Raw genomic sequence first — 26,979 nt, forward strand, 5'->3', positions numbered from 1 at the left:
CTTAAGTGGTCAGGGTCCTGCTTAAGGGCCTGAAATCGGACTTAAGCCCGTCATGATACTCCTGCAGCGGCTTGACGTCAAGCCCTCCCTTCCGCATCGCCTTGATGCCCTGGGCCGCAGCCTTTGCCCCGGCCACAGTAGTAAAATACGGCAAGCCAAGGTCTACTGAAGACCTCCTGATGGAATAAGAGTCGGCGACACTTTTGGCGCCGAAGGAGGTGTTGATGACCATGTCCACCTTCCTGCTCTTTATCATGTCTACTATGTTCGGCCTGCCCTCGGTCACCTTCAGCACCGTCTCTACGCTCACGCCACGGCCAGAGAGGAACCTGGCAGTCCCTCCGGTGGCCAGTATATTGAAGCCGCACTCCTTGAGCTCCTTCGCGACAACGGCCATCTCCTGCTTGTCCGCGTCCCTCACGCTTATGAATACGGTGCCCGAAAGCGGGAGCCTGTTGCCAGCCGCTATCTGCGCCTTTGCGAAGGCCCCGCCAAAGTCCTGGGAGATGCCCATCACCTCGCCTGTGGATTTCATCTCAGGGCCGAGGAGTATGTCGACGCCGGGGAACTTGATGAACGGGAAGACCGCTTCCTTGACCGAGACATAAGACGGAGCGACCTCAGCCGTGAATCCAAGCTCCTTAAGCGTAAGTCCGATCATGAGCTTGGTGGCGAGCTTGGCAAGTGGCACGCCTATGGCCTTGCTAACGAACGGGATGGTCCGCGAAGCCCTGGGGTTCACCTCAAGTACGTAGACAACCCCGTCCTTCACGGCGTACTGGACGTTCATGAGCCCTATGACCTTAAGCTCTTTGGCGAGCATGACCGACTGCCTCTTTATCTCATCTATCAGGCCCGGAGAGAGCGAATAAGGGGGTATGGAGCAGGCGGAGTCGCCAGAGTGGACCCCGGCCTCTTCTATGTGCTCCATGATGCCCGCTACCACGACCGTCTCTCCGTCGCTTATGCAGTCGACGTCTACTTCCGTGGCGTTCTGCAGAAAACAGTCTATAAGAACGGGGTGCTCTGGAGAGGCCTCTACCGCCCTCATCATGTAGTCTATGAGGCTCATCTCGTCGTAGACTATCTCCATGGCCCGTCCGCCGAGCACGTAAGACGGTCTCACCATCACAGGGTAGCCGACCGACCCGGCTATTCTTACGGCCTCGTCTATGGAGCGCGCCGTCCCGCTATTGGGCTTTCTTATGCCGAGCCTCTCAAGTAGTTTGTCGAACCGTTCCCTGTCCTCGGCCATGTCTATCGAATCAGATGAAGTGCCGAGCACCTTTACCCCGGCCTTCTCAAGGGCGACGGAAAGCTTGAGCGGGGTCTGCCCGCCGAGCTGGACTATGACGCCCATAGGCCTCTCCTTATCGACTATGGCCATGACGTCCTCGAAGGTCAGCGGCTCGAAGTAGAGCCTGTCAGAGGTATCGTAGTCGGTGGAGACGGTCTCCGGGTTGCAGTTGACCATGATGGACTCGACCCCGGCTTCCCGGAGCGCAAAGCTCGCGTGCACGCAGCAGTAGTCGAACTCGATGCCCTGCCCTATCCTGTTCGGCCCGCTCCCGAGTATGATGACCTTCTTCCTGCCGGTCGGGCTTGCCTCGCAGGCGAGCTTCGGAAGATCGCCGGTTGACACGTGGAAGAAGGGTCGCTCGTATGATGAATAAAGGTACGGCGTATGGGCCTCGAACTCGGCGGCGCAGGTATCTACCGTCTTGAATACCGGCTCGACCCCGGCCTCCTTAAGGGCCTTGCTCATGTCGGCCTCGGGAGTCCCTGTCAGGGACGAGAGCATCTTGTTGGAGAAGCCGGCCTCCTTGGCCTTCCTCAACATCTCCTTTGAAAGACCTCCCTGGCGCCCCTGCCAGAAGATACCTTCCTCGATATCGATTATCTCCCTCAGATTATTCAGGAACCAGCGGTCTATCCTGGTAAGCTCGAATATGTCATCGACGTGGAGGCCTGCCCTCAATGCCTCCGCTATGAAAAAGAGCCTCTCCGACCGCGGGGTCTTGAGCATGGCCCTGATGGCATCCATCTCCGCCTCGGTCGCCTTGAAGCGCGGCTCAGGCCTGTTCTTCCTTACCACCCTGTCGAAGCCGCTGCACCCGATCTCAAGAGAGCGAAGCGCCTTCTGGAAGGCCTCCTTGAAAGTCCTCCCGATGGCCATCGCCTCTCCAACTGACTTCATCTGGGTTGTGAGGGTCGGGTCTGCCTTCTGGAACTTCTCGAAGGCGAACCTCGGTATCTTCACCACCACGTAGTCTATCGTCGGCTCGAAGCAGGCCGGGGTCTTCTTCGTTATGTCGTTCGGTATCTCATCGAGCGAATAGCCTACCGCGAGCTTTGCCGCTATCTTCGCTATCGGGAAGCCCGTTGCCTTGCTCGCCAGCGCCGACGACCTCGAAACCCTCGGGTTCATCTCGATGACGTAGAGCTTTCCGTTATCCGGGTTCATTGAGAACTGGATGTTCGACCCGCCGGTATCGACGCCTATCTCCCTTATTATCCTTATGGCGGCGTCCCTCAAGACCTGGTACTCCTTGTCGGTAAGAGTCTGCGCAGGCGCGACCGTGATGGAATCGCCGGTGTGCACGCCCATGGGGTCGAGGTTCTCTATCGAGCAGACGATGACGACGTTGTCGTTACAGTCCCTCATCACCTCGAGCTCGAACTCCTTCCAGCCGATGACAGATTCCTCTATGAGTATTTCGCTCACCGGGCTGCACTCAAGGCCGAACCTGACCATATGCTCGTACTCTTCCCTGTTGTATGCGATGCCGCCGCCCATGCCGCCCATGGTGAACGAAGGCCTTATGATGGCGGGGAAGTTCATCGTCTCGATTATCCCGTCAGCTTCCTGAAAGGTCCTTGCCACACCGCTCCTCGGGACCTCAAGGCCTATTCTCTGCATCGCCTGCTTAAAGAGGTCCCTGTCCTCGGCCTTCTTTATGGCCGGGAGCCTGGCGCCTATAAGCTCTACGCCGTACTTCTCAAGAACGCCGGATTCAGCGAGCTTTACCGAGACGTTGAGCGCGGTCTGGCCGCCCATGGTGGGAAGGAGCGCGTCCGGCCTCTCCCTCTCGATTATCTTCTCGACCATCTCTGGCGTTATGGGCTCTATGTACGTCCTGTTGGCAAGGGTCGGGTCGGTCATGATGGTAGCGGGGTTCGAGTTCACCAGCACTACCTCGTAGCCGTCCTCCCTCAACGCCTTGCACGCCTGTGTGCCAGAGTAGTCGAATTCGCAGGCCTGGCCTATGACGATAGGGCCTGAGCCTATGATCAGTATCTTCTTTATATCAGTTCTTTTCGGCAACTAAAGACCTCCGGATTGAGTGCGGGATACGGCGTTCAACTATTGGCCTCCATCATCTCGGTAAACCTCCTGAAGAGGTACTGCGAGTCATGGGGGCCGGGAGACGCCTCTGGGTGGTACTGGACCGAGAAGACAGGCTTGCCCTTCAACGCAATGCCCTCGCAGGTCCTGTCGTTCAAGTTAATATGAGTGAGGTCAGCTATGCCCTTTAGAGAATCGATGTCAACGGCGAAGCCGTGGTTCTGCGAGGTTATCTCGACCTTGCTGGTCGTGAGGTCCTGCACCGGCTGGTTGCTGCCCCTGTGGCCGAACTTGAGCTTGTAGGTCCTGCCGCCGATGGCCAGCGAGAGTATCTGGTGTCCCAGGCAGATGCCGAAGATCGGCCTTTTTCCGATGAGCTTGCCGACGGTCTCTCTGGCGTAAGAGACCGCTTCCGGGTCACCTGGGCCGTTGGAGAGGAATATGCCGTTGGGGTTTAAGGCCAGGACCTCTTCAGCCGGGGTGGATGCCGGGACGACCGTTACGTCGCAGCCCGCTGAGGCGAGGTTACGGAGGATGTTCTTCTTTACGCCAAAGTCGTAAGCAACGACCCTGAACTTCTTTTTAGCGTTATCGGTCTTCGGGTATCCGCCCTTGTCAAGGTCCCAGAGCTCTCCGTGCCAGTCGTAGGCCTTCGCGCAGGTGACCTCCTTAACGAGGTCCCTTCCGACGAGGCTGGGGGCGGACTGTGCCTTCCTGACAAGGCGCGCGTGGTCGCCATCAACGGTCGATATTATGCCCTGCATCGCGCCCTTATCCCTGATGATGCGCGTGAGCGCCCTGGTGTCTATCCCTGATATGCCTACTATCCTGTTCCGGATCAGATATCCCATCAGGCTTTCGGTCGAGCGCCAGTTCGAAGGGAAAAGGCATGGCTCTTTTACGATAAAGCCCTCCACCCAAGGCCGGATGGATTCCATGTCTTCGGCGTTTATGCCGTAGTTGCCCTGCTGGCTGTAGGTCATCGTGACCATCTGCCCCTTGTATGACGGGTCTGTCAGGACCTCCTGATACCCGGTAAGGGAGGTATTGAAGACGACCTCTCCGCAGGCCTCGCCATCCGCGCCGAAGGATAAGCCCTCGAAGACCGTACCGTCTGCGAGGGCCAGTATTGCTTTTTTCAACATGCCACCTCAAAATATTAATAGATTCGGTTGCTTTAACAATTATACTAAGATTACGTCTTAAATACTACGGCCTGCTGAACTTGACGTTCCCAGCCACTATGGTCTTAAGGACTACCGCCTTAAGCTCTAAGCCTGCCCAAGGGGTGTTCTTTGACTTTGATTTAAGCTCCCTTGGCTCCACCTTCCAGCGCTGCCCCAGGTCGACGATGGTGATATCGGCCTGGCTCCCCACTGAGAGCCTTCCACCTTCGAGCTTGAAGACCTTTGCTGGGTTCGTAGACATGGCCTTCACAACCTGGCTGAGCGTAAGGATACCAGCCTCCACAAGGCCGTAGACGACAGAGAAGGCCGTCTCAAGGCCTATTATGCCGTTGGAAGCCTTGTCGAACTCTACGTCCTTTTCGATTATCGAATGCGGCGCGTGATCGGTCGCTATGCAATCTATCGTGCCGTCCTTGACGCCAATCCTCAATGCCTCTACGTCCTCAACAGAGCGTAGCGGCGGGCTCATCTTTGCGTTCGTGTCATAGCCCGAAACGGCCTTGTCAGTAAGAGCGAGGTGGTGCGGCGTTACTTCAGCCGTGACCTTTACCCCCCTCTCCTTCGCCCTTCTTATAAGCTCGACAGCGCCTTTGGTGCTTACGTGCGCTACATGCAAACGTCCTCCGGTAAGCTCGGATAGCGTTATGTCCCTTGCGACCATCGCGTCCTCAGCGGCGTTGGGTATGCCCCGAAGGCCAAGGCGGGTTGCGACCTCACCCTCGTTCATGACTCCCCCGCCAACAAGGGACGGCTCTTCGGCATGGCTTATGACCGGGATATTGACGATGAGGGAGTACTCGAGCGCCCTCCTCATAAAGGCGCTATCAACGACAGGCACTCCATCATCCGATACCGCAACGCAACCGGCGGCCTTTAGCTCCGCCATCTCCGTGAGGCGCTCACCCTTTTGCCCAACGCTAAGCGCGCCTATCGGGTATACCCGGCAGCCCGCCTCTTCCGCGCGCCTGAGTATATATCTCGTGACCGATTCGTTGTCGTTTACGGGCTTCGTATTTGCCATGCACATGACAGCCGTAAAGCCCCCGGCTGAAGCGGCCAGGCTGCCTGTCCTTATGTCTTCCTTATATTCGTAGCCAGGTTCGCGCAGATGCGCGTGGGCGTCAATAAAGCCTGGCATTACAACCTTGCCTGTAGCGTCTATGGCCTCTACGCCCGGGCCTACCTCGGAGGTGTCGGCCTCGGCCTTTTTTACCGATGCCACCCTGCCGCCCATGATGTAGATATTGTAAAAGCCGTCTATATTCTGCGCCGGGTCGACCAGTCGGCCTCCCCTTATCACAAGCCTCGTCATCTCGCTACCTCTGTATGCTCTTCCTTCGCCCCGCCAAGCAGGTGGTAGAATATGGCCATCCTCACCGCGACACCGTTTGTGACCTGGTCCAGGATGACCGAATAGGGGCCGTCCGCCACTTCAGTGGATATCTCTACCCCCCTGTTTATCGGGCCCGGATGCAGTATCACCACATCGTCCTTCGCCGCCTTGAGCTTCGTCTCATCGAGGCCGTAAAGCCTTGAGTACTCTCTTACGCTCGGGAAGAAGGACTCGCTCTGCCGTTCTATCTGGATCCGGAGCATCATCACTACGTCCGCACCCCTTATCGCCTCATCCATGCTTGAAGTGGCCCTGCACCCGAGTTTCTCTATTCCAGCCGGCAGCATCGTCGGCGGCCCCGCAACCGTCACCTCCGCGCCCATCTTCGTGAAGCCATATATATTCGAGCGGGCTACGCGGGAATGTGTGATGTCGCCGATTATCGAGACCTTCAGCCCCTCTATCGTGCCCTTCTTCTCCTTCACGGTAAGCATGTCGAGGAGGGCCTGGCTCGGGTGCTCGTGCGCGCCGTCACCGGCGTTCACGACAGGGCAGGCGAGATATTTCGAGAGCATGCCCGGGGTGCCTGAAGATGAGTGCCGTATTACGATGCAATCGGGCCTCATCGCCTCCAGGTTCTTGGCGGTATCCCTCAAGGTCTCGCCCTTTACAACCGAGCTTGAAGAGACCGAGATATTCACCGCGTCAGCGCTCATGCGCTTCGCGGCTATCTCGAAGGAGGTCCGTGTCCTGGTCGATGCCTCGTAGAAGAGGTTGATGATGGTCCTGCCCCTTAAGGTGGGGACCTTCTTTATCTCCCTCTCGGAGACCTCTTTAAAGGACTCGGCCGTAGCGAGTATCAGCTCGATCTCGTCCCTTTCGAGGTCCTCTATCCCGAGCAGGTCTTTTCTTTTAAGCCGCATCGTTTAGCCTTGCTCCTGCTTCGCTTCCGGCGCTTCCACCACGACTTCGCTAACGCCGTCAATCTCCTCGAGATGTACCTTGACCCCTTCTTTTACGGACGTCGGTATGTTCTTGCCCACGTAGTCGGCCTTGATGGGAAGCTCCCTGTGCCCCCTGTCTACCAGCACTGCAAGCTGTATCGCGATTGGCCTGCCGAAATCCATAAGCGCGTTCATCGCCGCCCTGATAGTCCTGCCGGTGAAGAGGACGTCATCGACCATTATTATCTTCATGCCGTCTATCGATATCGGTATCTCCATCTTCTTGAGAGACGGCTGGTCTTTTTTAATGCCGAGGTCGTCCCTGTAAAGTGTGGCGTCCACGGCGCCGGCAGGGAGGCTCACCCCTTCTATCTCCTCTATCTTTTTCTGGAGCCTCAGGGCAAGATGGTACCCCCTCGTCGGTATACCGAGGATGACGAGCTTTTCGGTGCCCTTGTTCCTCTCGAGTATCTCGTGGGCTATCCTGGCCAGGGCCCTGTCTATGGCCTTATCGTCCAATACTGTTTTTTTCATCGATTAGTTGGCAAAAAAATACCCCTGGACCCAAAAGGGCACAGAGGCAACAGGATTGTTTTCATGTGATATGCCACTTATTTCCCCGTTTTTAATCTCTCAGGATTAAATTAAAAGGGTTTTTTGTTTCAGCGCATGCTGCCGCTTGCATCCCTTAGCGGCTTATGCACCTTTATGTCGTAAACAAGCGTTTTACTGTACTGGTTGAAAAAATCGAGCTCTTTCCTGTAATGCACGGAGATTGTGATATCCTCCGCCTCCCTCTCGATCAACAGATTTTCCTCAGAGAGCGGGATGGACCAGGCCGAGGCCTTTTTGATGATATGGCCAGCAAGCTCCTCGTCCGTATACATGTGCGCGACCTTTGCCTCCTCCTCCACGTCGGTCTTGAGCATCAAATATCCGAAGTAGGGAGGGGCGAACATATACGCGCCATAGATAGCGGAAGCAAGAAAGAGCAGCCAGAATGTTGACTTTAGCGTGATAAATCCGGCTTTATTTCCCGGTCGTACGTTCACTTCATATTACATATACAACGTATAGACAGGACAGTCAATACAATTCTTGGGCTACCTGGGCTCTGTAACAGGCGCGTTAAAGGTGCTGGCGAAGGTAAGCCCGGTCTTCGTCTCTCCCCTTCCCACGCATACGTACTCGAAACCCATCTTCTTCATTACCTCCGGGTCGTAGATGTTCCTCAGGTCAATTATCCTTGGGGCCTTAAGGAGGCTCTTTAGCCTGCCGAGGTCGAGCTTCCTGAACGGGTTCCATTCGGTCAGAATAACGAGCGCGTCGCAGCCTTCTGCCACCTCATAGGCGTCGTTGCAGAACTGGACCGTCTCAGGCATCGCCTTCCTGGCGTTCTCCATGCCTGCGGGGTCATAGGCCTTTATAGAGACCCCCTCGGCAAGGAGCTTCTCGGCTATGTCCATGGCCGGAGATTCCCTTATGTCGTCTGTATTGGGCTTGAAGGCGAGGCCGAGGATGCCGATGCGCGCGCCCTTAAGCTCGCCAGTAAGCCCCTTTATCTTATCGATCATCCGCTCCCGCTGCTCCCTGTTGACCTCGATGACCGATTCGACGATCTTGAAGACATACCCGTGAGACCTGGCGATCTTGGTTATCGCCATCGTGTCCTTGGGGAAGCACGACCCGCCGTACCCCGGCCCCGCGTGCAGGAACTTGGAGCCTATCCTGTTGTCGAGGCCCATCCCCTTGGCGACCATGCGCACGTCCGCGCCGACCCTCTCGCAGATATTGGCTACCTCGTTTATGAACGATACCTTGGTGGCGAGGAAGGCGTTGGACGCGTACTTTATAAGCTCGGAGGTCTCTACATCGGTTATGACGAACGGGGTCTCTATGAGATAAAGCGGTGAGTAGAGGTCCTTCATGATGGCTATGGCCTGCTCGCTCCTGGCGCCGAGGACCAGCCTGTTGGGCCTCATGAAGTCCTCTACGGCAGAGCCTTCCCTGAGGAACTCCGGGTTCGATACCACGTCGAATTTGTGCTCCCCGCCCTGCCCCTTCTCGATGATATCCTCGATGAACTTTCCAGTGCCGACCGGCACGGTGCTCTTCGTGACGATGACCTTGTAGCCGTTAAGATTGGCGGCTATGGTGCGCGCGACCTCTTCTATATAGCTTAAGTCGGCGGAGCCGTCGTCCTTTGGCGGCGTGCCAACGGCTATGAAGATGACGAGGGATTTCTTTATCGACTCGCATAATTCCGTCGTGAACGTCAGGCGCTTCTCACTTATGTTCTTGTCGACAAGCTCCTTGAGGCCGGGCTCATAAATTGGTATCTCGCCCCTGTTGAGCATATTTATCTTCTCGGCATCCTTGTCAACGCAGGATACGTTCACGCCGAAATCAGCGAAGCAGGTGCCGGTAACAAGGCCTACGTACCCTGTCCCGATGACACAGATATTCATGTGGAAGGACCTCCGTTCAAAGACTATTTTTTTTTAGCTGGCGCGCCGTAACCAGCGGAAAAACACCTGAATTCTTGAGAGTTATCGCTCAGTATAATCTCGCGCAGTCCCTATGTCAAGAAAGCCGGACTTCTAAAGATCCTCAGCGGAAACTGCCTCTTCTCCAGCAGTCTAACTGCAAATAGCTCATGAAGAGGAAGGCGTACACAAAGATCCCCCCGAGGAAGTTGATGACATGCGTGAGCCTGTAAACGGTCTCAAGCCCTATAAGCGGCCTGCCAGGAGCGCCGACTGGCGCAAGCACCAGGTAACCGGACGGGGTCAGGAAGTAGGCCGCTATGTAAACCGGGAGGACATATGCGAAAAGGGACAAAAGCCTTTTCAGGCGGGCCCTTGGGCTTAGGCCCCCGTATATGGACGCGTGGGCGGCGAGGAATATGATAAAACACAGGAGCCCCAGGACTATTGCCTTTATCATCGTCTGTCAAAACCTTACGGATTCGTCTTTTTGGAAGGGCTATATTAACATAACTTGGTGGATTTTTAAAATGTTTACAGCGGGTTTTCAGGCGGGATGATGGGGCTTTCAGTACGCGTTACGGTTCACGAAGCCCTTCCATAGCGTTAGAAAGAGTATCTTGAGATCGAAGGCAAGGGACCAGTGCTCAATATAATAAAGGTCGTGCTCTATCCTTTTTCTTATGTCCGTATTGCCCCTCCAGCCGTTCACCTGCGCCCAGCCGGTAATACCTGCCTTCATCCTGTGGCGGAGCATGTACCTGGGTATGTCGCGCCTGAACTCTCTTATGAAGACCGGCCTCTCCGGCCTTGGGCCGACAAGGGACATATCCCCGCGGAGGACGTTAAAGAGCTGTGGCAGCTCATCCAGGCTCGTTCCCCGAAGCGCAGCCCCCAATACCGTGCGCCTCGGGTCCCCTTTTCTCGCCCAGACCGCGCCTGTCTCTTTTTCAGCGTCCGGGCGCATGGTCCGGAACTTCAGTATCTGGAAGGTATCCCCGCCAATGCCCATTCTCTCCTGCCTGTAAAGGGCCGGGCCCGGCGAAGTTGCCTTTATGAGCGCTAATACCGCGAGCATAAGTGGCCCCAGGAACGCGATCGCCATAAGCGAGAACGTGATGTCAAAAGCCCTTTTCAATATCATGTTCCAGCCGTAAAGGGGCGAGCCCTGAAGGTTGAGTATCGGCATGCCCTCGAACTCCTCCACCCCTGCGCGAAGCGTTATGAACCGCGCTATATCGGGTATCACCTTGATATCTACCGCCTCGTCCCCAATGCCCTTGATGGCTTCCTCTACCAGCGAGTGCTCGTCCCATGAAAGGGCTATAAAGACGATGTCTATGCGCCTCTCCTTTATAAAGCCCCTTATCCCATCGAGATCTGCGACGACCCGCACCCCTGCCACAAGGCGTCCCTTTTGAGCCTCGTCAGCGGATATGAGCCCCTCGACCTTGATCCCGACCTCCGGGTGGGACTCGAGCCTATCGAGCACCATCCTCGCCGGGGCGCCTGTGCCGACAATAACGGCGTACCTCAGGTTGTAGCCCTTCCTCCGAATAAGCTTGAGGGCTTTTCTGAAGAGAAGCCTCTCGACACTCAGTGCCGCTATATTGATGACAGTAAAGAAGACGAAGACAAGCCTTGAGTACTCGTACTGCTTGGCAAAGAATGTGAAAGCTATGAAGAAGAGCATCGACGCGGCGCAGGCCTTGACCAGATCAAATATCTCCGCCTGGCTATCTGTCCTCTTCGGGCGATAGAGGCCGAACCATTTGAATACCACCGCCCAGATGGCGATTATCGGGAAGAGCAGGAGGCTGTAGGCGAGGAAGTCCGGTATGCCCTTGGGTGTAGCGACAAGGCCGGATTGGAAACGGATGTGGAAAGAGAGCACCCAGGATAAGGTGATGATGACGAGGTCTGCTATGAGGAGAAGGCTCTCAAAGAGCTGGCTGTGTTTTTTCAGCATAACCGGTCCAGGATGTATGTTCAGAGTACCTTTCCTCTATGAACGCCCTCACCTTATCCTTAAAAACCGCCCTGTCAAACGAGAGCGCGTGCTCCCTTATCGCCGCCGGGTCGAAAGAACCTTCCAGGCGTTCGAAGGCCGAAAGCGCCTCGTTTAAAGCGGATGGGTTTTGCTCCAGGAAAAAAAGCCCTGTTGCGTTCCCAGCTGAACCTGGCGGCACGACGGTCTCAAGAGCGCCACCAACCCCATAAGCGACTACAGGCCTCCCTGAGGCCATCGCCTCAAGGGGAACGATGCCGAAGTCCTCCTCGCCAGGGAAAATAAGCGCCCTGCAGCCATGATAGAGCGCCGCGAGCCCCTCGTCATCCTTCCACCCTGTTAACTCTATGTTAGGCATGGCGAGCCGCTTAAGCCTCGCTTCGTCCTGACCGGAGCCAGCGATTACGAGTTTCCGCCCTGATGCGTTGAAGGCCTCGATGGCGAGGTCGATACGTTTGTAAGGCGCGAAAGCGGAGACTATAAGGTAGTAATCGCCACGAATACCCCTGAGGCTGAACCTGGAACAATCCACCGGCGGATGGATGACCTCGGCCCCTCTCCCATAAAATCTCTCGACACGTTTCGCCACGTGCCTTGAATTGGCTATGAAATGGTCGACCCTCGCGTTCGTGGACGAGTCCCAGAGCCTCAGGTAATGGGCCGTGGCCCGTGCTACAAGGGCCTTGACGCCCTTTTCCCGCCCAAAATACGCGTCATACATATCCCAAACGTAGCGCATCGGCGTATGTATGTAACAGATATGGAGCGCGCCCGGCGGCGGTATGGCGCCCTTGGCCACGCAATGGCTCGTTGAGAGCACAAGGTCATATCCCTTGAGGTTAAAACCCTCTATAGCCATGGGGAAAAGGGGCAGGTAGTACCTGTACCCCTTTCGTGAGAAAGGGAGCCCCTGAATAAACGAGGTCTCTATCCGCCTGCCCTCTATCTTTTTGGATACCGCTCCCCTGTCGTGGACAAGGGTATAGAGGTCTGCTGACGGGAAGATATCGGTGAGCGCTTCCAGCACCTTCTCACCGCCCCTCATCCCGGTAAGCCAGTCGTGCACAAGGGCGACCTTCAACAAAAACTCCTATGGAGAATCTTCTGGAGAGGCGGACTAACAGGATGTTGAAAAAGTCCTCCTGGACTTTTTCAACTACGATTTGGCCTGAGTGAACCAGTCCAAATCTTACAAATTGCTCGACTTTTCAAGTCTCGCGATTTGGCAATCCGTCCATGGATTGCTTTCAACAGCCTGCTAAAAGATAAACCGCCTCCGGTCAGAGTATAATCCGGCTTTTCAGGACGTCAAACGCGACGTTGAAATATTTTTAATCAAGGATTTTTATTGGAAAACAGAGATGAACGCGCGAAGCCGCCTGTGCGGGGCTTCACTGAAAAAAGCCACGCAGGTTATCACATAGGTTATAAGGAGGAGCGAGGATGAGATAACTTTTTTTGATAAGCCGTATTCACAGGCGACGCAGGCAACAAAGCAGATGGACTTTTCAAGTCTCTTAAGCTGACCTTAGAAAGCTGGAGTACAGGAGATCGCTCTCAGCGAGCTCTGTGTAGCAGCCAGCGCATTTTACCTCGCCGATCTTCTCGAAGGCCTCACGATATCCGAGGAGCGCTCCGCTTGGCCATTCCTTTGAATAGAACGCCGGATAACACGGGGCGACATTGCCGGTCGGGGTTACCGCGCAATAAAGTCTTCCAGCCCAGCACTCCCTCCTGTTCAAGCCCCATACCGGCAGTTTTATGTGGTCGAGGTACTCAGGCGAATTGACTATCGGAGCCCCCTTCTTTTTAAGCTCCTTGAGCCCCTGGATGGCCTTCATATAAGCCTTGCCCTCCGGTGACATGGAGCTTATCCTGGATACGTCAGATGAAAAAGGATAGCTCAAGACCGGCTGGAATGTCATCTTTACACCAAGCCTTTGCGCGTCGTCGACCATAAGAGGCAGATAGTCGAGGTTCTCTTTCGTGATAACGGTATTTGTCCAGACATTAAGACCAGCCATCTTGGCGGCCCTGATGCCTGAGGCGAGCTGCCTGTAGCTCCCTCCATCCCTCAGTTTGCCGTGCGCCTCTTCAGGCCCGTCGAGGCTTACTATGATGAGGTCCAGCTCTTTGAGCTTTTCCATATTATCCTCGAGGAGCGAGCCGTTCGTAAAAAGTGACGTAAAAACACCCTTTCGAACGCTATAGGAGGTGAGCTCGCCTATGTCGTCCCGCGTTAGCGGCTCACCGCCGGTAAAACAGAGCCTGCTCATGCCCATATCCGAGAACTCGTCTATCATCCGTATGGCGTCATCGGTAGAAAGCTCATCATCCCTCAGGCGCCAGATATCGCAGTACTCGCATCTGAAGTTGCACCTGTAAGTAGAAATGAATGTCACGGAAAGCGGATACCTTCTGACAGCCATATTCGACGCCGCCATCATGGAGCGGCTGCCTGCGCTACTTAAAAGGTCTCTCATTGACTGCACCTGTCCCGCTCTCGATCTTTACCGGCTGAGCACGCGCCTTTAATGCCGTACGAACGCGGGAGAGGCCGGCGGCGGGGATCGCCGGCCATTTGGTCAGATAGCCCTTGACAGTTGCTCTCCTTTTTCGAAGCCGGCCTGCATCTTTTTGAACTCATCCATGACCTGGTCTTCAAGCATCTGCCTTGTTGGTTTGTCGAGAGGGTGGACAAGGTCCCTGTACGTGCCGTCTTTCATCTTCTTCGCCGGCATGGCCACGAAATAACCGGTATTGCCCTTGATGACCTTCATGTCCCTTACGACAAAGCAGTCATCAAGTTTTATCGTCACGTAGGCCTTGAGCTTTTCATCCCCATCCACCGGAAGCACCTTGATCTCAGTAATACGCATCTTCTCTCCCTCCTTATAGTGTGATTCTAGGCACCTGCCCGGCACGCCCTTTGAATGCGGGCGTGCTATCCAGAAGTCTGTGTCGAGATCCGTATTGTTAGGATTTAATGGCTTGTTATTGCAACTGGTATGCCAAGGCTTGATGTAAAAAAATATTTAGTCTAATTAACAGGATGGCAAATCAAGGCGAAATGCTTTATTTGGATTTATGCACAATAATTTATGCACCGCACAAAAAATTGTGCATAAAGAGAACCTTTATCCGCTCTCATCAACGGATATTCCGTGATCGTGGAGAAGCCAATTTTCAAACGCATACCCGTTGACTTCAAAAACGCTTTGCTTTAATCTATAGCTCATGAAAAAACTTACATACAGTCAGGCAGGCGTTAACATCGACGAGGGCGCGAGGCTTGTAAGTCTCATCAAACCCGCTGTCCGGTCAAGCTACAGAAAAGAGGTGCTTGGAGATATCGGCGGCTTCGGAGCCCTCTTCTCCGGCAGGTTCAAGGGGCTTAAAGAGCCGGTCCTTGTCTCATCTACCGACGGGGTCGGGACAAAGCTCATGGTCGCCTTCATGGCAGACAGGCACGACACAGTCGGCATAGACCTTGTCGCCATGAGCGTAAACGACATACTCGTAAGCGGGGCAGAGCCGCTTTTCTTCCTCGACTATTTCGCAACCGGCAAGCTCGACGCGAAGAGGGCCGCGGATGTCGTAACTGGGATAGCAAAGGGATGCAAGCTCGCCGGATGCGCCCTCATAGGCGGAGAGACGGCTGAGATGCCAGGGCTATATAAAACAGGCGAATACGACCTCGCCGGTTTTGCCGTGGGTGTGGCGGACAAAAAAAAGCTCATCGACGGCTCGAAGATAAGGCCCGGTGACAGGGTCATTGGCCTTGCCTCAAGCGGCCTTCACAGCAACGGCTTTTCGCTGGCGAGGAAGGTCATATTCGATATCCTGAAGCTTAAGGTAAAAGACAGGCCGAAGGGCTTTACCACCGATATAGGCTCGGTCCTCCTTGCCCCCACCCGTATATACGTAAAACCGGTCCTCAAGCTCATGAAAGAGCACGACGTGCTCGGCATGGCCCATATCACAGGCGGCGGCTTTACAGACAATATCCCCAGGGTTCTTCCTGACGGGGTATCAGTGGTAATAGAAAATGGCTCATGGCCCGTCCCTCCGATATTCAGACTCATAAAGGAAGGCGGCTCGATAGAGACTGGAGAGATGCTCCGCACCTTCAACTGCGGCATAGGCCTTATCCTCATAGTCAGGGCAAAGGACGAGAAAGCCGTCCTCATAAGGCTCAAGGCCCTCAAGGAAAAGGCCTTTACCATCGGCGAGGTCGCCCGCCGCAGGGGCAAAGGCCCACAGGTAGAGTTCACAGGAAAATCGGGTATATTGTAATGGTCGCTATAGGGGTGCTTGTCTCAGGCAGCGGGACGAATCTCCAGTCGATAATAGAAGCAGTTGAAAAAGGCAAGCTCGACGCCTCAATAAAGGTCGTCATAAGTAACATTGCCGATGCCTTCGCCCTCGAGCGCGCCAGAAAACACGGCATCCCCACGGCGGTCATACGGGTAAAGGACTTCCCCGAAAGAGAGGCCTATGACGCCGAAGTCGTCCGTGTCCTTAAGGAGCACGGCGTAGAGCTTGTCGCGCTCGCCGGGTTCATGAGGATAATATCGAGGGTCCTCCTTGACGCCTATCACATGAGGATAATGAACATACACCCCTCCCTTCTCCCGTCGTTCCCGGGCCTTGAGGTCCAGAAAGCGGCCCTCGACTATGGCGTAAAGTTCTCAGGCTGCACCGTCCACTTCGTCGACGGCGGACTCGACAGCGGCCCGATCATAATACAGGCTGTAGTGCCTGTAAAAGACGAGGACACAGTTGAGTCGCTTTCAAAGAGGATACTCGCCGAAGAGCACAGGATTTACCCGCAGGCGATACAGCTATTCTCAGAGGGCAGATTAGAGGTCAGGGGCCGGAGGGTATTCGTACGAAAGAGCGAGGCCCCCTCCGGGACGATGGAAAACCCCAGGGCTGCTACCTTTTAGGGGCGCAAAACATTATTCCAATGTACAACGGACCTGTCATCGTAAGCGCCTGCCTTCTGGGACTCAGGACCCGGTATGACGGCAGCGACGCCTGCAACACGGAGGCGATAACGCTCCTTGAAGGGCGCCAGGCGATACCGGTCTGCCCGGAGCAGCTCGGCGGCCTGCCCACGCCGAGGCCGGCTGCACAGATAGCCCAGGGAGACGGGATCGAGGTGCTTGCTGGCGCGGCAAGGGTCATCGACGAGTTCGGCCAGGACGTTACCGTACAGTTCATGAAGGGCGCGATGGACGTACTGCAGATAGCAAGGCTTACAGGCGCGAATGAGGCTTTCCTCAAGGAGAAGAGCCCGTCCTGCGGCGTCGGCTCCATCTGCAGGAACAGCCATTGCGTAAACGGCATAGGGGTCACGGCTGCCCTGTTAAAGCGCGAAGGGCTTATCATACGGGGATTTTAGGCCTGTTTGACGGCTCAAGGCTATTTCAAAAGGAGGAGCGATGAGGATCACATGGCAGGGGCACTCCTGTTTTATCATTGAGGCCGATGGCAAGCGCGTCATAATCGACCCGTTCCTTAACGGCAACCCGCTTGCGAAGATAAAGCCTTCGGAAATCAAGGTAGATGCCGTGCTTGTAACCCACGGCCACTCAGACCACCTTGGCGACGCGATAGAGATATCGAAGGCCAACAAGGCCCCTGTCATAGGGACCTTCGAGCTCGTGAACTACTGTACCGAAAGGGGCGCGACAGGCCACCCTATGCACATAGGCGGGAGCTACACATTCCCATTCGGCCGGGTGAAGCTGACGATAGCCCACCACGGCTCCACAACCGATACCGGCCCGGTCGGGAACCCATGCGGCTTGATAGTCAGCATGGGCGGCAAGACGATCTATCACGCGGGCGACACCGGCCTCTTCTCCGACATGGCCCTCATTGGGGAGATAAATCCCATCGACTGCGCCCTGCTGCCGATTGGCGACAACTTCACCATGGGCATAGAGGACGCGATAAGGGCCGTTGGCTTCCTTAAGCCTGCTGCCGTCGTCCCGATGCACTACAATACCTTTGACATGATAAGGCAGGACCCGGAGATATTCCGAAAAGGGCTTGCGGGAAAGCCGGTGGATGTCAAGGTGATGAAGCCGGGTGAGAGTATAGATATCTGATACCGCCTTTTGAAGACGACGCCGCAGATTGGCCTTATTTCATGCCTGTTACGGTGAATCTGCCTACATACCAGTAATACTTCACGAACTCGACAGCCAAAAGGCCCAGGCTCTTGCCGCTCCACCACCTCTCACCGTCGAAGTTGGGGGTCGAGATGGAGTAGGCCTCGGTCCTCATGTCAGGCATTACCATGGTAAAGGTGTAATAGGCCCTCTTCATGTGATAGCCGGAGGTAATAAGCACCATCGACTTAAGCCCCCTCTCCTCCATTATCTTCCTCACCTCTATGGCGTTCTCATAGGTGCTGGTCGATTGCTTCTCAAGGATTATCTTCGAGCGCTCGACCTTGTTTATCCTGTTGAGGAATATGGCGTCGAGGTCGGCGTCCTCATGCACTCCGCTCAATATAAGAAGGCCGGCCTTACCCTTCCTGAACTGGGCAAGCCCTTCTTCCGTACGCCCCCTCCCCCCGGTAAGGACGACTATCGCGTCGGCAACGGATATGGCAGGCCTGTAAGCCCTCGTATCGTGGACGAAATCGAGGAAAAGGATGAGGAGAGCGGCAAGCAAGGCCGTGGCCGCGATAAGCTGTATTTTGCTCAGGTTTTTCATATGTCTAAAGGTTTTCGTCAGAAAACCATTTTACTTTACTTTTTTTTAAAAAAAACTTGCAAAAGGATTGCGGTTATGCTAAAAATTACAATTCAAATCTTTTCGGAGGTAATCCCGTGGCAGCCACATGTGAGATATGCGGAAAGGGCCCGTCATTCGGAAATAACGTAAGCCATGCCAACAACAAGACCAAGCGGAGGTGGAACCCCAACCTCCAGCCGGTCAAGGCCATCAGGAACGGCAAGGTCAAGAAGATAAAGGCTTGCAGCAGGTGCATCCGTACAGGGGCCGTTGTAAAGGCCGCCTAAATACGCCTGTTTCCTCTCAGGCCTGCCGTGAACCCGGCAGGCCTTTTTTATTCCTCGTCGCCCGCAACGGCTATGGCGTCTATCTCGACCTCGACTCCCTTTGGCAGGGCGCTGACCTCTACGGTCGCCCTCGCCGGGTAAGGCGGCGTGAAGAACTCTCCGTAGATGCCGTTCATCTCGCCGAACTTCGAGAGGTCTTTGAGATAGACGGTGGTCTTGACCACGTCCTTCATGCTCGCCCCGGCCTCTTCAAGGACCGCCTGCAGGTTCTTAAGCACCTGCCTGGTCTGCGGCCCTATGTCAGCCGACAATACCTCTCCGGAGGACGGCTCAACAGGTATCTGCCCTGAGAGGAAGAGGAACCTCCCTATCCTCACCCCCTGCGAATAGGGGCCGATGGCGCCGGGCGCCTTTTCAGTCCTTAGCTCTTCCTTCTTCATAGCCACTCCGATGGGTTATTGATATCAGCAGCCTGCTCAGGATACGCTTTCAGCCTCAGACTCCCTTGCTTTAAGCGCTTTAATCCTTTCGACCTTTGATACCTTCTTTATCTTTTTCAGGGCCGAGATGATGGTCTTAAGGTGGTTCGCGTCGCTCACCTCGACCTCGAAGGTGCATATCGCCTTGTTGTCCTGGTCTGTCCTTATGTCGGCGCTCGTTATGTTGGCGTCCGCAGTCTTTATGGCGTTGGTCATCTCGGCCAGGAGGCCCTTCTCGTTCCTTGAGACTACCTGGATGGATACCGGCCTCATCGACCTGGCCTTCTTGTCCCAGGCCACCTCTATCCTCCTGTCCCTGTCTATGTGCAGGAGGTTCGGACAACCTGTGGCATGGACCGACACGCCCTGGCCGTGTGTTATGAAGCCCTCTATCTCGTCTCCGGGAAGCGGGTTGCAGCACCCGGCGAACCTTACCAGCACGTCCTCCACGCCCCTTACTATGATGGCGCTCCTGTCCTTCTCGGCGGGCTTCCACTTGTCGAACATTCTCTTGAAGGAGAACTTCTGGCTCTCTTTGAGCTTATCCGGCGGCAGGAGCTTGCCCAACACCTGATTGATGGATATCCTGCCATAGCCGACCGAGGCGTACAACGAGTCGGTCCCCTGCATCCCCATACCCGATGCTATCTTTTCAAGGTCGTCGGATTTAAGCACCTTACCAGGCTCAAGGCCGTGCCTGGATATCTCCTTTTCCAGTATATCCCTTCCGAGAGTAATGGACTTTGCCCTCTCCTCGGTCTTTATCCACTGCCGTATCCTGGCCTTTGCCCTGGAGCTAACGACGAACTTTAGCCAGTCCTTGGACGGGTGATGGTTCTGGGTCGTGATTATCTCAACTATGTCCCCGTTCCTGAGCTTGTACTTAAGCGGCACCATCCTGCCGTTGGCCTTGGAGCCAGAGCACCTGTTGCCTATGTCCGTATGGACAGAGTAGGCGAAGTCGATAGGTGTAGCGCCCAGCGGGAACTGCTTTATGTCGCCCTTGGGGGTAAAGACGAAGACCTCCTCCGGGAAAAGCCCGACCTTAAGAGAGTCCATGAACTCTTCCGAGTCCTTCAGGTCCCTCTGGAACTCAAGGAGCTGGCGGAGCCACGCGAAGCTCCTGTCGTCCTTGCCCTTCTCACCCTCCCTGCCTTCCTTGTACTTCCAGTGGGCTGCTATGCCGTACTCGGCGACCCTGTGCATCTCCTCGGTCCGTATCTGCACCTCCATCCTCACCCCGAACGGGCCTACTACCGTGGTATGGAGGGACTGATACATGTTGAGCTTGGGTATGGCGATATAGTCCTTGAACCTGCCCGGCACCGGCTTCCAGGTAGAGTGGATGATGCCCAGGACACCGTAGCAGTCTTTCAAAGACTTAACTATGACCCTGAATGCCATGATGTCGTAGATCTTGTCGAACTCTACGTCCTGCTCCTTCATCTTCTTATAGATGCTGGTCAGGTGCTTCGGCCTCCCGGAGACATCTCCTTCTACCCCGTGCTCCCTGAGCCTGTCCTCTATCTGCTCCTTGACGGTGCCGATGAAGTTTTCCTTTACGTTTATGGCCGCGGCGAGCTTGTCTTTTAAGTCCTTGTACCTCTCCGGCTCAAGGTACATGAAGGCCAGGTCCTCAAGCTCGGTCTTTATCCAGCCTATGCCGAGCCTGTTTGCCAAAGGCGCGTAGATATCGAGCGTTTCCTGTGCGATCTTCCTCTGTTTGGCTGGCGGTAGCGCCCCGAGGGTCCGCATATTATGGAGCCTGTCGGCAAGCTTTATGAGGATGACCCTGATGTCCCGGCCCATGGCAAGGATCATCTTTCGAAAGTTCTCGGCCTCGCGGTCTGCCTTCTTCTCGAAGGTCATCTTGCTCAACTTGGTAAGTCCGTCGACAAGGCCGGCTATCTCGGCCCCGAAAAGCTCCTCTATCCTCTCTATGGTGGTATGGGTGTCCTCGACGGTATCGTGCAAAAGCCCCGTGGCGACGCTCTGGACGTCCATCTTAAGGTCCGCGAGGATCTTCGCGACCTCCAGCGGGTGGGTAAGGTACGGCTCCCCGGACTGCCTTATCTGCCCCTGGTGGATGACCCCGGAGACGACATAGGCCTTCTTTACAAGCTCCAGGTCCGCCTTGGGGCTGTAGGCCGCTATCTTCTCCAATATGTCTTCAAGTCTGACCATATTATCCAATTTAACCCAACCACCCCTGTTTTTCAATAGACAAGGGGAGCTGAAACAGGCGGGATCCGAGTTCAGCCCCGGTTTAAAGGCGGGGATTGCGATTGCTTTACCTGAGTGTTTTCTGTTATCATTTCTGTCATGCGTCTTCTCAAGATACTGCTTATCCTGGCTCTGGCCTTCACCGCGGCAGGCTTAGGCACATACCTTTACTTCACGCGCGACCTCCCTCCGCTCGACAGCCTCCAGGACTATAACCCGAACCTGGTCACGAAGGTATGGTCCCAGGACAACCGTCTTATCGGGGAGTTCTATATCGAGCGCAGGGTCATAGTGACCCTGGACAGGGTCCCGAAACATCTCATAAACGCCTTTCTTTCAGCCGAGGACTCCGGCTTCTACGAGCATGAGGGCATAAGCTATACGAGCATTTTCAGGGCTTTCCTCAAAAACCTCAGGGCAGGCCGTGTGGTCCAGGGCGGCTCAACGATTACCCAGCAGGTGGCAAAGAGCTTTTTCCTCTCTTCCGAACGGACCATCGCGAGAAAGATACGCGAGGCCATAATGGCCTTCCGGATAGAGAAGAACCTCAATAAAGACGAGATACTCCACCTCTACCTCAACCAGATATACTTCGGCAACGGCGCCTACGGCATCCAGACCGCCGCGGAGACCTACTTCGGAAAGGACGTAAGCGAGCTTACCCTGGCGGAGTCGGCCCTGCTCGCAGGGCTTCCCAAGGCCCCGAGCAAGTACTCCCCGTACGAGAACCTCGACCTCTCCAAAAAGAGGCAGGAGTACGTACTCGGCAGGATGTCCGAGGAAAAGCACATAACAGCCAGAGAGGCCGAGATCGCGGCGCAAGAAAAGATAAGGCTCATGCCGCGGCGTTCAGATAGCCTCTGGGCCGGCCCCTACTTCACGGAAGAGGTAAGAAAGTACCTCGAGGAAAAATACGGCACGGAGCTACTGTACAAAGGCGGGCTCGATGTATATACGACCCTCGACGTCGACATGCAGAAGGCCGCTAACAGGGGCGTCGACGAAGGGCTTCGCGAGCATGACAAAAGGCGCGGGTTCAGGGGGCCTGTCAAGGTGCTCAAGAGCGACGAAGAAGCCGCGTCGTTCAAGAAAGAAATGGACAAAAAACTCCTTTTTGACCCGCCTCAGCCCGGCAAGTATTACCTTGCCGCCGTTACGGCCTTCAACGCAAAGGACTCTTCCTTAAGCGTCGAGATAGGCGGCAGAAGCGGTGTCATCTCAGCCAGGGACATGGAATGGGCCAGGCTCTACAACCCCACAAGCCAGGCTGACAACGGCAAGCAGGAGGAGCTCAAGAGGCTCTTCAAGCCCGGCGACGTGGTGCAGGTAATGGTCAAGAGCCCTCCAGATAGCCCCGGGGCGGTAATACCCCTCAAGCTTGAGCAGGAACCCCTTGCCCAGGCCGCGCTTATGGCGATAGAGCCGGAGACCGGCGCCGTGCTGGCGATGGTCGGCGGCTTCGACTTCTCAAAGAGCCAGTTCAACAGGGCAACACAGGCCCGGAGGCAGCCCGGCTCCTCCTTCAAGCCCGTTATATATACGGCGGCGATGGACAGCGGCTTTACCCCGGCCACTATCGTCATGGACTCGCCCATAGTCTTCGAAGACGCTGAAAAGGAGACCTCCTGGAGGCCGAGGAACTATGACGAGCAGTTCTACGGTCCAACGACCGTCAGGGAGGCCATAACGAGGTCGAGGAACATAATCACGATAAAGGTATTAAAGGAGATAGGCATAAACCAGGCTCTTGAGTACGCGAAGCTTCTGGGGATAAACTCGCCTCTTTCAAGAGACCTTTCCCTTGCCCTCGGCTCATCGGCCGTAACTCTCCAGGAGATGACTGTAGCCTTCTCCACGCTCGCCAACCTGGGTGTTAAGCCGGAGCCGCTCCTCGTTACAAGGGTCACCGACAGGGCCGGTCGCGTACTCGAAGAGAACTCTCCGTACACGACCCCGGTAATAAGCCCCCAGACCGCTTACCTGATGACAAGCCTCCTTCAAAGCGTCGTCGAATCAGGCACCGGCATGAGGGCAAGGGCCCTCGGCAGGCCTGCAGCCGGTAAAACGGGCACCACCAACAACCTTAACGACGCATGGTTCGTGGGGTATACACCCGGTCTTGCCGCTGGGGCCTGGATGGGTTATGATGATGAAAAGCCGCTTGGACACCGCGAGACAGGCGGAAAGGCGGCCCTTCCGATATGGCTCAAGTTCATGCAGGGCGCGGCACAAAAGCTCCCGGCAAGGAGCTTCCCCATACCTGACGGTCTTGAGTTCGCAAGGGTCGACCCGTATACGGGCCTTCTCGCCGGGCCGTCAACGCAGGAAGCGGTATTCGAGGTATTCAAGGCAGGGACCGCGCCAACGCAGGTATCAACCGCCAGGAGCAGGACTCAGCCGTCGGATTTCTTCATGATCGACACAGAACCTGCCCCGGTAACGCGCAAAAGGCCCGACAACTCTGAGTTCATCGACTGAATGATTATGAAGCCCCTTGTAGACGCATACGAACGCAAGATAGAGTACCTGCGCCTTTCTGTTACAGACAGGTGCAACCTGCGCTGCGTTTATTGTATGCCGCCGGAGGGCATAGAGCTTGCCGAGCCGAAGAACATCCTCCGGTACGAAGAGATGCTCCGTCTCGCCAGGATCGCCGCTGCCAACGGGGTAAAAAAGATAAGGGTCACAGGCGGAGAGCCGCTTGTAAGGAAAGGGATAGTCGAATTCCTTCACGAGATAGCCGATATCCCCGGCATAGAGGACTTGAGCCTTACCACTAACGGAGTGCTCCTTAAGGAGTACGCGCGGAGCTTGAAGGAGGCCGGGCTCAACAGGGTCAACGTAAGCCTCGATTCATTGAAAAGGGACAGGTTCATCAAGATGACCCGCGGGGACAATCTCCAGCAGGTGCTCGACGGCCTTGACGAGGCGTTAAAAGTCGGTCTGACACCTGTAAAGATAAACATGGTCGTCATAAAGGGCTTTAACGACGACGAGATAGTCGACTTTGCGCTGCTCTCCAGGACAAGGCCATTCCATGTGCGCTATATCGAGTATATGCCCTTCAACACCCAGGAGGGCTGGCAGAGGGACAAGTGCTTGACCGCAAGGGAGATAAAAGAGATCATCGAAGCGGCGGCAGGCCCGCTTGAGCCTGTCTCCGACCAGACGGGCGCGGGAGGCCCGGCAAGGCGCTTCAGGTTCAAGGGGGCCCCAGGCGAGGTAGGCCTCATAAGCCCGGTATCTGAGCACTTCTGCGGCTCCTGCAACAGGCTCCGCCTCACCTCCGACGGCAAGTTGAGGACCTGCCTCTTTTCTGACAACGAAGTAGACTTAAGGACGCCGCTCCGGGATGGCTCAAGCGATGAAGAGATAGTCAGGATACTTCAGGAGGCCGTGCGCGAAAAACCCAAGGGGCATACGATAAACGAGAACATATTCAAGAAGTGCAGCAGGACGATGAGCCTGATAGGCGGGTAGAAGACGGCTCCCCTGTTTTCTAAGATATACAATTCCATCTTCATAATCCTTCAAAAGACCTTTTGCGCGCTGCCGCGCTTTTTTTGGGCATAAGGCTCGGCTCGCTTTCCACCCCCTTCCTCTTCGCTCGCCCCTTATGTCGCTCGCAAAATGCCTCGCTCCTTCTTCCTCGGCTCGCTCGCCCTTCCCCCAACCTTAGGCTCGCTACGCCTTATGCCCGCGGTGTTTTATTAAGTACAGGACATAAAAAAGGAGAGGTCTAAAAGACCTCTCCTTTCTAAATCAAAGCTACAATCGCTGGGGATTTCGGTCAATAAAACAAAAGTTACTTCTCACCTTTCACCACCCCAGCTTCAATCTTTCCGCAAGCCTCTCCGGAAGGCCTGCCGCAAGTATCTTTTCCGCCGTCGAGTGTATGTCGTACTCGAACCTGTAGAAGTTTATCTGGTTTTTCCTGCTGTCGTAGATGAGGAAGGCGGCCCTGGGGTCACGGTCGCGCGGTTGTCCAATGCTCCCCGGGTTGACGAGGTACCTTACACCCTTCTTGAGCTTAAGGGGGTTCTCCTGGTTGAAGACTACTTCCCCGTCCTCATGGCTATAGGCCGCCGGGACGTGCGTGTGGCCGAAAAAGCAAAGGCTTAAGGTGCTCCGCGCCTCTTTCATAAGGTCGAAGTTCCTCTCGGCGTCCCTCGGCCCGAGTATGTACCTGTCAGTATTATTTATCCAGCCGTGGACGGCCATGAACTTCCTGTTGACGAGGATATCCCTCGGGAGGCCCCTCAGGAACTCCATGCTCTCTTCATTGACGGCGTCCCTTGTCCAGTAGACAGCGGCCGCGGCATGGTAGTTGAAATCTGTCGGCTCCTCGAAGCCCGCAACCCTCGAATCATGGTTGCCGATGACGCACAAAGCCCCGTTATCCTTCAGGAGCTTTATGCATTCATTAGGGTTCGCGTTATAGCCGACGATGTCGCCAAGGCAGATTATCTTGTCGACGCGGAGGCCTTCCGCGGCCTTCAGGAAAGCGGAGAGCGCCTCGATATTTGAGTGGATGTCTGAGATGACAGCGTAGCGCATCAGCGTCGGGGCAGACTTGGGCTCAGTGGATAGTGCCCTTTAAGTCCTCTCCCTCGAATACGGCTTTGCCTGTCTGGAACGGATCGCTGGTGAACCTGTCACGGCAGGTCTTGCAAAGTATATAGATAAGCTCTCTTGAAACGTCCTCCTCAAGGGCCTTGGGGTCCATGTTCTCCATCGCGTCGAGCAGGTCGTTTATCCCCTCCTCCACATCCCCCTCAAAGTCCTCCAGGTAGCCGTCAAAATCGGCGAAACTGCGTATTTCTACGATATATTTCAGATTGCCCTTGGGAAGCTCCCTGCCGCAGCAATGGCACCTGAGTTTCTGCATTATATAAAATCCCTTTCTGACGCTAACTGCCTGATTTTTAATAGCAAAACACCACTCTGCCCGGCAGGTTTTCGGTCATGGCAGCTCTTACATTTTGTAAATCTTAACCCTAAAGATGCCGCTTGTCAAACCAAATGGGACGTGTTAGATTTTCGTGATGTCCTACGACTCTATCCTTTCGAGGGACTCCTTCCTGCTCTCGGTAGAGCTCCGTTTTTTCTGGGCTATAGCGTTTGCCTACGGCATCTCTCTCATCCTTCATATATTTCACGTCCTCACCAGAGGGGCTTTCTCTGGCAAGGCCGCGTACACGGTCCTTTGGGCAGCCGGCGTCTCTCACGCTGCCCTGATAACGTTTCGCGCCTTTGAAGCCGGAAGGGTCCCGATCCAGACCCTGTATGAGAGCCTTTCATGGTTCGCCTGCTCCGCCGTCCTTACATGGCTTTTCGTCTCACGCAAGTGGAAGGGGGTATACCTGCCCGGCGCCATCGTAGCCGCGCTCGCCATGAGCGCTTCGCTTTACGCGTTGCTTGAGCGCTCTCCGGCTATCGGCCCGCTTCCTCCACAATTCAGGAGCTGGTGGTTCGAATGGCATCTCATGCTGACCCTCTTCTCATACGCCTTCTTTGCCGTAAGCGCGGCCATAGAGATAAGCTGGCTTGCCATTAAGCGGTCTGTCCTCTATGGCAGGGCTGCCGGGTACGGACTTACAGCAGGGATGATGGATGGTTTTCATGACGCTTCCATGAAGCTCGTCCTCTTCGGCTTTCCGCTTCTTACCTTCGGCCTGTTATCTGGCGCGGCATGGGCAAACGCGGCGTGGGGCAAGTATTGGATATGGGATCCGTTTGAGGCATGGTCGCTTGTAACATGGTTTGTCTTCGCCATCTATCTGCATGCAAAGGCGGTCCCGACGCTCAAGGGCCTTCCAGCCTCATTTTTCAACCTCCTGGGCTTCGCTTGCATGCTCATGACCTTCCCTGGTGCCAACTGGCTCGCCAGCCTCCTTGGCATACCGGGCCTGCACGTCTATGCGGTGTAGCCT

At 55.4% G+C, this 26,979-nt stretch carries 25 protein-coding genes; 8 read left to right on the forward strand and 17 right to left on the reverse strand.

What is annotated here, in order from left to right; genetic code table 11:
- Position 1 precedes the first annotated feature (1 nt).
- From A2V21_301650 to A2V21_301705, 12 genes are all read right to left on the reverse strand, one after another.
- Positions 2-3,325, reverse strand: coding sequence for a carbamoyl phosphate synthase large subunit (locus A2V21_301650; protein ID OIJ73079.1), 3,324 nt, complete (start codon positions 3,323-3,325; stop codon positions 2-4).
- Between the two features lie 35 nt (positions 3,326-3,360).
- Positions 3,361-4,491 carry a carbamoyl phosphate synthase small subunit gene (locus A2V21_301655; protein OIJ73080.1) on the reverse strand — a complete coding sequence of 377 codons (1,131 nt, stop codon included), beginning with the start codon at positions 4,489-4,491 and terminating at the stop codon, positions 3,361-3,363.
- A 64-nt stretch (positions 4,492-4,555) separates the two neighbouring features.
- Complete coding sequence (locus tag A2V21_301660) at positions 4,556-5,845, reverse strand: dihydroorotase (GenBank protein OIJ73081.1); 1,290 nt, start codon at positions 5,843-5,845, stop codon at positions 4,556-4,558.
- Complete coding sequence (locus A2V21_301665; GenBank protein OIJ73082.1) at positions 5,842-6,789, reverse strand: aspartate carbamoyltransferase; 948 nt, start codon at positions 6,787-6,789, stop codon at positions 5,842-5,844. Before A2V21_301665 ends, A2V21_301660 begins: the two co-directional genes overlap by 4 nt.
- Before the next feature lie 3 nt (positions 6,790-6,792).
- Complete coding sequence (locus A2V21_301670; protein OIJ73083.1) at positions 6,793-7,344, reverse strand: bifunctional pyr operon transcriptional regulator/uracil phosphoribosyltransferase; 552 nt, start codon at positions 7,342-7,344, stop codon at positions 6,793-6,795.
- A 128-nt stretch (positions 7,345-7,472) separates the two neighbouring features.
- Positions 7,473-7,769, reverse strand: a complete 297-nt coding sequence (locus tag A2V21_301675; GenBank protein OIJ73084.1) for a hypothetical protein — start codon at positions 7,767-7,769, stop codon at positions 7,473-7,475.
- 144 nt (positions 7,770-7,913) lie between these two features.
- Positions 7,914-9,278: a UDP-glucose 6-dehydrogenase gene (locus A2V21_301680; protein OIJ73085.1), complete on the reverse strand. Its 1,365-nt coding sequence runs from the start codon at positions 9,276-9,278 to the stop codon at positions 7,914-7,916.
- Between the two features lie 142 nt (positions 9,279-9,420).
- Entirely contained in the window at positions 9,421-9,756 is a 336-nt protein-coding gene (locus A2V21_301685) for a hypothetical protein (GenBank protein OIJ73086.1), read from the reverse strand.
- Positions 9,757-9,864: 108 nt separating this feature from the next.
- The gene (locus A2V21_301690) at positions 9,865-11,265 is read right to left on the reverse strand and encodes an undecaprenyl-phosphate glucose phosphotransferase (GenBank protein OIJ73087.1); all 1,401 of its coding nucleotides are present in this window, start codon (positions 11,263-11,265) and stop codon (positions 9,865-9,867) included.
- A complete protein-coding gene (locus tag A2V21_301695) occupies positions 11,237-12,349 on the reverse strand; it encodes a hypothetical protein (GenBank protein OIJ75001.1) in 1,113 nt (370 codons plus the stop codon). Before A2V21_301695 ends, A2V21_301690 begins: the two co-directional genes overlap by 29 nt.
- Before the next feature lie 472 nt (positions 12,350-12,821).
- Positions 12,822-13,751 carry a hypothetical protein gene (locus A2V21_301700; GenBank protein OIJ73088.1) on the reverse strand — a complete coding sequence of 310 codons (930 nt, stop codon included), beginning with the start codon at positions 13,749-13,751 and terminating at the stop codon, positions 12,822-12,824.
- Between the two features lie 138 nt (positions 13,752-13,889).
- The gene (locus A2V21_301705; GenBank protein ID OIJ73089.1) at positions 13,890-14,183 is read right to left on the reverse strand and encodes a septation protein SpoVG; all 294 of its coding nucleotides are present in this window, start codon (positions 14,181-14,183) and stop codon (positions 13,890-13,892) included.
- 358 nt (positions 14,184-14,541) lie between these two features.
- Between A2V21_301705 and A2V21_301710 the strand changes: the two genes are divergently transcribed.
- The 4 genes from A2V21_301710 to A2V21_301725 are packed head-to-tail and all read left to right on the forward strand — an operon-like array spanning position 14,542 to position 17,423.
- On the forward strand, positions 14,542-15,600 hold the full coding sequence (locus tag A2V21_301710) for a phosphoribosylformylglycinamidine cyclo-ligase (protein ID OIJ73090.1): 1,059 nt from the start codon (positions 14,542-14,544) through the stop codon (positions 15,598-15,600).
- Positions 15,600-16,253 (forward strand): phosphoribosylglycinamide formyltransferase, encoded by a 654-nt coding sequence (locus tag A2V21_301715; GenBank protein OIJ73091.1) that lies wholly within the window; start codon positions 15,600-15,602, stop codon positions 16,251-16,253. Before A2V21_301710 ends, A2V21_301715 begins: the two co-directional genes overlap by 1 nt.
- Positions 16,254-16,273: 20 nt before the next feature.
- On the forward strand, positions 16,274-16,711 hold the full coding sequence (locus A2V21_301720) for a hypothetical protein (GenBank protein OIJ73092.1): 438 nt from the start codon (positions 16,274-16,276) through the stop codon (positions 16,709-16,711).
- Positions 16,712-16,751: 40 nt separating this feature from the next.
- Positions 16,752-17,423 (forward strand): metal-dependent hydrolase, encoded by a 672-nt coding sequence (locus tag A2V21_301725; protein ID OIJ73093.1) that lies wholly within the window; start codon positions 16,752-16,754, stop codon positions 17,421-17,423.
- Positions 17,424-17,457: 34 nt separating this feature from the next.
- Here the strand turns inward: A2V21_301725 and A2V21_301730 are convergent, their stop codons facing one another.
- On the reverse strand, positions 17,458-18,036 hold the full coding sequence (locus A2V21_301730; protein OIJ73094.1) for a hypothetical protein: 579 nt from the start codon (positions 18,034-18,036) through the stop codon (positions 17,458-17,460).
- Positions 18,037-18,152: 116 nt separating this feature from the next.
- On the opposite strand from A2V21_301730, the gene A2V21_301735 reads away from it, so the two are divergent.
- Positions 18,153-18,344 carry a 50S ribosomal protein L28 gene (locus A2V21_301735; GenBank protein ID OIJ73095.1) on the forward strand — a complete coding sequence of 64 codons (192 nt, stop codon included), beginning with the start codon at positions 18,153-18,155 and terminating at the stop codon, positions 18,342-18,344.
- Between the two features lie 47 nt (positions 18,345-18,391).
- On the opposite strand, the gene A2V21_301740 is transcribed toward A2V21_301735, so the two are convergent.
- Entirely contained in the window at positions 18,392-18,784 is a 393-nt protein-coding gene (locus A2V21_301740; protein ID OIJ73096.1) for a hypothetical protein, read from the reverse strand.
- 36 nt (positions 18,785-18,820) lie between these two features.
- Positions 18,821-21,007 (reverse strand): GTP pyrophosphokinase, encoded by a 2,187-nt coding sequence (locus tag A2V21_301745; GenBank protein OIJ73097.1) that lies wholly within the window; start codon positions 21,005-21,007, stop codon positions 18,821-18,823.
- Between the two features lie 138 nt (positions 21,008-21,145).
- On the opposite strand from A2V21_301745, the gene A2V21_301750 reads away from it, so the two are divergent.
- Entirely contained in the window at positions 21,146-23,524 is a 2,379-nt protein-coding gene (locus A2V21_301750; GenBank protein OIJ75002.1) for a hypothetical protein, read from the forward strand.
- Positions 23,525-24,526 (forward strand): cyclic pyranopterin phosphate synthase MoaA, encoded by a 1,002-nt coding sequence (locus A2V21_301755; protein OIJ73098.1) that lies wholly within the window; start codon positions 23,525-23,527, stop codon positions 24,524-24,526.
- Between the two features lie 339 nt (positions 24,527-24,865).
- Here A2V21_301755 and A2V21_301760 read toward each other — a convergent pair whose 3' ends face one another.
- Together A2V21_301760 and A2V21_301765 are read right to left on the reverse strand one after the other, a co-directional pair.
- Positions 24,866-25,603, reverse strand: a complete 738-nt coding sequence (locus A2V21_301760; protein OIJ73099.1) for a hypothetical protein — start codon at positions 25,601-25,603, stop codon at positions 24,866-24,868.
- A 22-nt stretch (positions 25,604-25,625) separates the two neighbouring features.
- Complete coding sequence (locus A2V21_301765; GenBank protein OIJ73100.1) at positions 25,626-25,934, reverse strand: hypothetical protein; 309 nt, start codon at positions 25,932-25,934, stop codon at positions 25,626-25,628.
- 157 nt (positions 25,935-26,091) lie between these two features.
- Between A2V21_301765 and A2V21_301770 the strand changes: the two genes are divergently transcribed.
- Positions 26,092-26,976: a hypothetical protein gene (locus A2V21_301770; GenBank protein ID OIJ73101.1), complete on the forward strand. Its 885-nt coding sequence runs from the start codon at positions 26,092-26,094 to the stop codon at positions 26,974-26,976.
- Positions 26,977-26,979: the final 3 nt, after the last annotated feature.

Source organism: Deltaproteobacteria bacterium GWC2_55_46 (assembly GCA_001595385.3).
Classification (GTDB): Bacteria; Desulfobacterota; GWC2-55-46; order GWC2-55-46; family GWC2-55-46; genus UBA5799.

Coding starts and splice junctions, on each gene's coding strand:
- A2V21_301745 (OIJ73097.1), bottom strand. CDS start 21,007: ATGGTCAGACTTGAAGACATATTGGAGAAGATAGCGGCCTACAGCCCC.
- A2V21_301755 (OIJ73098.1), top strand. CDS start 23,525: ATGATTATGAAGCCCCTTGTAGACGCATACGAACGCAAGATAGAGTAC.
- A2V21_301700 (OIJ73088.1), bottom strand. CDS start 13,751: ATGATGGCGGCGTCGAATATGGCTGTCAGAAGGTATCCGCTTTCCGTG.
- A2V21_301715 (OIJ73091.1), top strand. CDS start 15,600: ATGGTCGCTATAGGGGTGCTTGTCTCAGGCAGCGGGACGAATCTCCAG.
- A2V21_301725 (OIJ73093.1), top strand. CDS start 16,752: ATGAGGATCACATGGCAGGGGCACTCCTGTTTTATCATTGAGGCCGAT.
- A2V21_301740 (OIJ73096.1), bottom strand. CDS start 18,784: ATGAAGAAGGAAGAGCTAAGGACTGAAAAGGCGCCCGGCGCCATCGGC.
- A2V21_301710 (OIJ73090.1), top strand. CDS start 14,542: ATGAAAAAACTTACATACAGTCAGGCAGGCGTTAACATCGACGAGGGC.
- A2V21_301670 (OIJ73083.1), bottom strand. CDS start 7,344: ATGAAAAAAACAGTATTGGACGATAAGGCCATAGACAGGGCCCTGGCC.
- A2V21_301730 (OIJ73094.1), bottom strand. CDS start 18,036: ATGAAAAACCTGAGCAAAATACAGCTTATCGCGGCCACGGCCTTGCTT.
- A2V21_301760 (OIJ73099.1), bottom strand. CDS start 25,603: ATGCGCTACGCTGTCATCTCAGACATCCACTCAAATATCGAGGCGCTC.
- A2V21_301720 (OIJ73092.1), top strand. CDS start 16,274: ATGTACAACGGACCTGTCATCGTAAGCGCCTGCCTTCTGGGACTCAGG.
- A2V21_301690 (OIJ73087.1), bottom strand. CDS start 11,265: ATGCTGAAAAAACACAGCCAGCTCTTTGAGAGCCTTCTCCTCATAGCA.
- A2V21_301680 (OIJ73085.1), bottom strand. CDS start 9,278: ATGAATATCTGTGTCATCGGGACAGGGTACGTAGGCCTTGTTACCGGC.
- A2V21_301665 (OIJ73082.1), bottom strand. CDS start 6,789: ATGCGGCTTAAAAGAAAAGACCTGCTCGGGATAGAGGACCTCGAAAGG.
- A2V21_301695 (OIJ75001.1), bottom strand. CDS start 12,349: ATGAGGGGCGGTGAGAAGGTGCTGGAAGCGCTCACCGATATCTTCCCG.
- A2V21_301675 (OIJ73084.1), bottom strand. CDS start 7,769: ATGTTCGCCCCTCCCTACTTCGGATATTTGATGCTCAAGACCGACGTG.
- A2V21_301765 (OIJ73100.1), bottom strand. CDS start 25,934: ATGCAGAAACTCAGGTGCCATTGCTGCGGCAGGGAGCTTCCCAAGGGC.
- A2V21_301770 (OIJ73101.1), top strand. CDS start 26,092: ATGTCCTACGACTCTATCCTTTCGAGGGACTCCTTCCTGCTCTCGGTA.
- A2V21_301655 (OIJ73080.1), bottom strand. CDS start 4,491: ATGTTGAAAAAAGCAATACTGGCCCTCGCAGACGGTACGGTCTTCGAG.
- A2V21_301685 (OIJ73086.1), bottom strand. CDS start 9,756: ATGATAAAGGCAATAGTCCTGGGGCTCCTGTGTTTTATCATATTCCTC.
- A2V21_301705 (OIJ73089.1), bottom strand. CDS start 14,183: ATGCGTATTACTGAGATCAAGGTGCTTCCGGTGGATGGGGATGAAAAG.
- A2V21_301660 (OIJ73081.1), bottom strand. CDS start 5,845: ATGACGAGGCTTGTGATAAGGGGAGGCCGACTGGTCGACCCGGCGCAG.
- A2V21_301750 (OIJ75002.1), top strand. CDS start 21,146: ATGCGTCTTCTCAAGATACTGCTTATCCTGGCTCTGGCCTTCACCGCG.